The organism is Rhizobium sp. P1_E1 (assembly GCF_056406015.1).
This window is the reverse complement of record NZ_JBFUAY010000283.1, coordinates 1-4927: the sequence shown is the minus strand read 5'-3', so window position 1 is coordinate 4927 and position 4927 is coordinate 1. Positions and strand designations below refer to the sequence as shown.

Sequence of the window (4927 nt, the reverse complement as noted above, 5' to 3'; positions counted from 1 at the left end):
CCGCAGGATCGAAACGGCATCAGCGAACTTCGTCACCTCGTGGAACTTGTGGGAAATCATCAGCACGGTGAGCTCGCCGCGCTCGGTCATCCCGCGCACGATGCCAAGCATCTCATCGGCTTCGGCGGGCGTCAGCACCGAAGTCGGCTCGTCGAGGACGAGGAAGGAGCGGCCGAGATAGAGCTGCTTGACGATTTCGAGCTTCTGCTTTTCGCCGGCGGCAAGCTCGCTCACCGGCCTGTCGAGCGGGATCTTGAACGGCATGCGCTCCATGAAATCCGCCAGATCCTTGCGTTCCCTGGCCCAGTTGATCACCGCGGGCACTTCGGTGCGGCTGATGACCAGGTTTTCCGCACCGGTCAGGGAGGGAACCAGTGTGAAATGCTGGTAGACCATGCCGAGCCCATAGGCCGCGGCATCCTTGGGTGAGGCCACCGCCACCTCGCGGCCGTCGATCGACAGCGAGCCTGACGTCGCGTGATAGAAGCCCATGATGCATTTGACGAGTGTCGACTTGCCGGCGCCGTTTTCACCGAGAAGCGCGTGAAAAGAGCCTGCCGGAACGGTGATCGAGACGTCGTCGAGCGCGGTGAACGAGCCGAAGCGCATGGTCATGCCGAGCGTATCGATGCCGACGGCCTTGCCGGTTTGCGGAAGGGGCGTGTCGCGGACTGTGCTCACTTCATTGCTCCTTTTCGACGATGATGGCGACGGGACCGCCGCCGGGCGGACCCTGGTGTTCGGCGCCGCCGGACACATAGAGATCGGTAATGCCGAAGATGCCGGCGAGAACGCCGCCGACGAAGGCACGGGCATGGCGGGTGCCTGCAATATCCGAGTCATCGAGCATCGTGTGGCGCCTGCCGCCGATCCTGCCGGACGGGTCCGGCTCGGCCTTGGCGAGAACCGCCGCCAGCCGGCTGTTTTCCGGCAGGCGTTCGCGGGCTTTCCTGACGGAATGCGCGTCGATCGCATCCCGCATGACCGCGTGGTCGATCGACAGCGGACCGGACCATTTTGCGCTCATGCCGAGGACGATGATTTCGTGATCGGTGAGTTCGACCCCGGACGAGGTTGAGGCGCAGCGGGAAAAGAGATCGAAACGTGTGCAGACGTCGGCATCGCCGATCGATGTCGCATCTATCTCGCCGAGTGCCACGGCGACGCCGAGAGCCGAAGCGCCGCGCGAGAGGCCCATGGATTTCAGCGTGTCGTGGGTTGCGACCGTCCTGCCTGCTGCCTCGGCCTCGGCAATCCGGCGCGAGGTGAGCAGCGGACACTTGATCTGCACGAAATGGACATCGGCAGGATCATCGATGCCGGCATCCCTCATCGCGGACTTCACGTCTTCAGCAACGAGCAGGATCTGTTCCCGGCGCCCGAGATGTTCGGGGGGCAGCGCGGGGGTACGCGACACACCAATGGCCAGCGCCCATTCGCCCGGGGTTTCTACGGTTTCACGCGCAAAAACCGTCCAATGCGGCGAGAGCGCACCCTCGGTGCCGCCGGACATGATGATCGAGACGCCGTCGACGCCATATCTGCTGAACAATGTCTCGAAGCTGCGGGTGGCATAACCGCGGGTAAAATCATTGACGCAGCCGTTGCCTTCCGTCTTGCCGAGAACGGCGACGACGTTGTTCGCCTGAAGGCCGCTGGCAAAGAGCGCCTCGACGCCGGCAACGTCATCGGGGCCGTCGGCTGGCACGCGAAAGACATGGGCACGCAATGACGGCATCAGGGCAGCGCCTCGATTAGAGCTGCGGAATTGGAGACCGAGCCGAAGACGCCGCCCTGCATCTTCACCATCTTGATCGCGGCGAGGTGGTTTCCGTGGTCGGTCGCACCACAGCAGTCTTCCAGCAGCAGGCATTCGTAGCCGCGGTCATTTGCCTCGCGCATCGTCGTCGAGACGCAGACATCGGTGGTGATTCCGGTGAGGATAATGTTCTCGATGCGCTTCTGGTTGAGGATGAGTTCGAGGTCGGTGGCGCAGAACGAACCCTTGCCGGGCTTGTCGATGATCGTCTCGCCTTCGACCGGGTAGAGTTCGGGGATGATGTCCCAGCCGGGTTCGCCGCGGGTCAGGATGCGGCCGCAGGGGCCGGGATCGCCGATGCCGGCGCCGATCCGCTGCGAGCGCCAGCGCTTGTTGGCCGGCAGATCGGCGAGGTCGGGGCGATGGCCCTCGCGGGTATGGATGATGTGGTAACCCTTGGCTCTCATGGCGGCAAGCACACGTTTGATGGGTTCGATCGGCGCCTGCACCAGCGACAGGTCGTAGCCCATGTGGTCTACATAACCGCCCTTGCCGCAGAAATCCGTCTGCATGTCGATGATGATAAGGGCGGTATTACCAGGCCTCAGAGCGCCGTTATAGGGCCACGGATACGGATCGGCGTCGATAAAATGCCCTTTGGTTTCGACCATCGCGTCCATCATTCTCTCTCCTATTCCGCGGCAGGTTTGAGGGGTTCGCCGTAACGGCGCATCGGCTTGTCAAATCCGCAGGACGTGCCGTCCTTGACCTTTATCTCGTCTTCCCACGGCAGGCGGTATCTGCCGGCGACAAGGTCGTGCATGTAGGTGTRGGGCGCATCCTGTGCGCCGCCGGCAACGGCGACATAGCCGCGATGGCCGAACTGGTAGATATTGTTCTCCACGCCCCAGCCGAGCCGGGCCTCGCGCACCAGGTCGGGACGCACCTCGGCGGTGATGATCTCGTTGGGCCGGCCGGAGGTGCCGTGAGAGATGATCGTGCCGTCGAAATTGCAGATCATGCCTTCACCCATGGAATCGAACGTGCCGTCCGAGCCGCACATGCAGACATTCGCGGTGATCATCAGATTGCAGAAGGCGTTGGCCTGGTTGGTGAAGCGCCAGGCATCGCGGATCGGCGCCGTGTAGCCGGCTGTGCGGATCATGATTTCGGCGCCCTTATAGGCGCATTCGCGCGCCATCTCCGGGAACATGCCGTCATGGCAGATGATCAGCGCGAGCTTGGCGCCCCGTGGACCCTCGATGACAGGGATGCCAAGATCGCCGGGCTCCCAGGGCTCGACGGGGATCCAGGGATGCATCTTGCGGTAATAGAGCTTCAACTCGCCCTGATCGTCGATGACGATGCCGGAATTGTAGGGCATGCCGCCAGGATTCAGCTCCATGATCGAGAAGCAGCCCCAGATCCGGTTGTCCCTGCAGGCCTGCTTGAAGGCCGCGACCTCCGGCCCGTCGAGCGTGCACATGATCTCCGGATTGATGTCCATGGAAAGGCCGTGCAGCGCGTATTCGGGAAAGACGACGAGGTCCATGCCCGGCTGGTTGCGCCGCGCCTTGGCCACCAGATCGACGATCACCTGCGTCTGTTTTGCCAGATCCACTTTGGTGACGGTCACCGGCAGTTGGAGCTGCACCAGGCCGATACCGATGCCGTGTTCGGATTTGTTGAGACCGCCAAGTCCGTTCATCGGGATGCTCCGTTATTTCGTGAGCGACAGCGCACCCGGCGCACCGGCGAGCGAGCGGGTGGGCGAGGAGGTGGCGATCAGGATGACGAGGGTGAGCACGTAAGGCGCGGCGTAAAAAAGGTAGTAGCCTTGTGTGACGCCGACCGATTGCAGCGCCGGGCCGAGCGCGCCGGCACCGCCGAAAAGCAGGGCAGCGAGAAAGCAGCCGATCGGGTTCCAGCGGGCGAAGATGACGAGGGCCACGGCCATCAGGCCCTGGCCTGACGAGATGCCTTCGTTCCATGAGCCCGGATAGTAGAGCGAGAGGTAGGCGCCGCCGATTGCCGCCAGCGAACCGCCCACTGCCGTCGCCAGCAGGCGAACTCGGTCCGGGTGGATGCCCATGGCCCGGGCCGCGTCGGTGCTGTCGCCGACGACGCGCAGGATCAGGCCGATGCGGGTGTTCTTGAAGGCCCAGAACAGGAAAAGGGCAAGTGCCGCGCCGATGAAGAACAGTACGTTGATATTGAGCGCCGCCTGCACCTGCGGAATGCTCGACCAGCCGCCGAGCGGGATCGAGGGCAGTTTCGGCGCGACCGGCTGAATGAAGGATTTGCCTAGGAAGAACGCCATGCCGAGACCGAACTGCATCATGGCGATACCGATGGCGATGTCATTGACCTTCGGGAATTTGCAGATCCAGCCGTGGATGAGGCCGAAGATCGCACCCGCCATCATTGCGGCCAGCACGCCAAGGGTCGGCGAGCCGGTCATGACGGCCACCGCATAGGCCGTCATGGCGCCGAAGACCAGCGTGCCTTCGAGGCCGAGATTGATGCGGCCGGAGCGTTCGGTGATCGTCTCGCCGAGGCTGACGAAGATGAAGGGGGTGGAAACGCGAATGGCGCCTGCGAAGATCGCCAGCGGCACGCCCCAGATGCCGATGCCTGTCTCTTCCATCATAGGCTCCTTTTCCAGAGGTCGGGATTGAAGATCTTGAAGCGGCCGTAGAAGGTCTCGCAGAAGAGAATGACGATGAAGAGCGTCCCCTGCAGCACGAGAACCGTCGCATCCGGCAGGCCCATGCGCCGCTGGATGAGACCGCCCGAGGCGTCGATGCCGCCGAGCAGGATCGCCACCGGAATGATCGCCAGCGGATTGTGCCTGGCGAGGAAGGCGACGAGGATACCGGTATAGCCGTAGCCGGCGGCAAGCGAGGCATTGGCACTTCCCTGCACCGCCGCCACTTCGATCATGCCCGCCAGGCCGGCAAAGCTGCCGGCAAGCGCGGTAAATCCGGCAATCAGCTTGCCAACCGGCAGTCCCTGGATCTGCGCGGCGCGCACGTTGCCGCCGGCGATGCGGGCGGCAAACCCGTAGCTCGTCGCCTCGATCACGATCCAGGAGAGCATGCAGGCGATGATGCCGATGACGAGACCCCAATGCACGTCCATGCCGGGAATATTGCCGAGCATGTATTC

The 4927-nt window shown here is 63.3% G+C and carries 6 protein-coding genes; all 6 read right to left on the bottom strand.

Features of this window, described 5'->3' with window-relative positions; translation table 11 throughout:
• On the bottom strand, positions 1-681 hold a 681-nt coding region (locus AC1D1Z_RS34020), incomplete at its 3' end, for an ATP-binding cassette domain-containing protein (protein WP_477853209.1).
• 1 nt (position 682) lies between these two features.
• On the bottom strand, positions 683-1738 hold the full coding sequence (gene atzD, locus AC1D1Z_RS34015; RefSeq protein WP_131647001.1) for a cyanuric acid amidohydrolase: 1056 nt from the start codon (positions 1736-1738) through the stop codon (positions 683-685).
• Positions 1738-2439 carry a biuret amidohydrolase gene (biuH, locus tag AC1D1Z_RS34010; protein WP_018449133.1) on the bottom strand — a complete coding sequence of 234 codons (702 nt, stop codon included), beginning with the start codon at positions 2437-2439 and terminating at the stop codon, positions 1738-1740. Before biuH ends, atzD begins: the two co-directional genes overlap by 1 nt.
• A gap of 11 nt (positions 2440-2450) precedes the next feature.
• Positions 2451-3467 (bottom strand): formamidase, encoded by a 1017-nt coding sequence (locus tag AC1D1Z_RS34005; RefSeq protein WP_477853206.1) that lies wholly within the window; start codon positions 3465-3467, stop codon positions 2451-2453.
• Between the two features lie 12 nt (positions 3468-3479).
• Positions 3480-4406, bottom strand: coding sequence for an ABC transporter permease (locus AC1D1Z_RS34000; protein ID WP_131647003.1), 927 nt, complete (start codon positions 4404-4406; stop codon positions 3480-3482).
• On the bottom strand, positions 4406-4927 hold a 522-nt coding region (locus AC1D1Z_RS33995; protein ID WP_477853205.1), incomplete at its 5' end, for an ABC transporter permease subunit. The genes AC1D1Z_RS33995 and AC1D1Z_RS34000, both read right to left, overlap by 1 nt.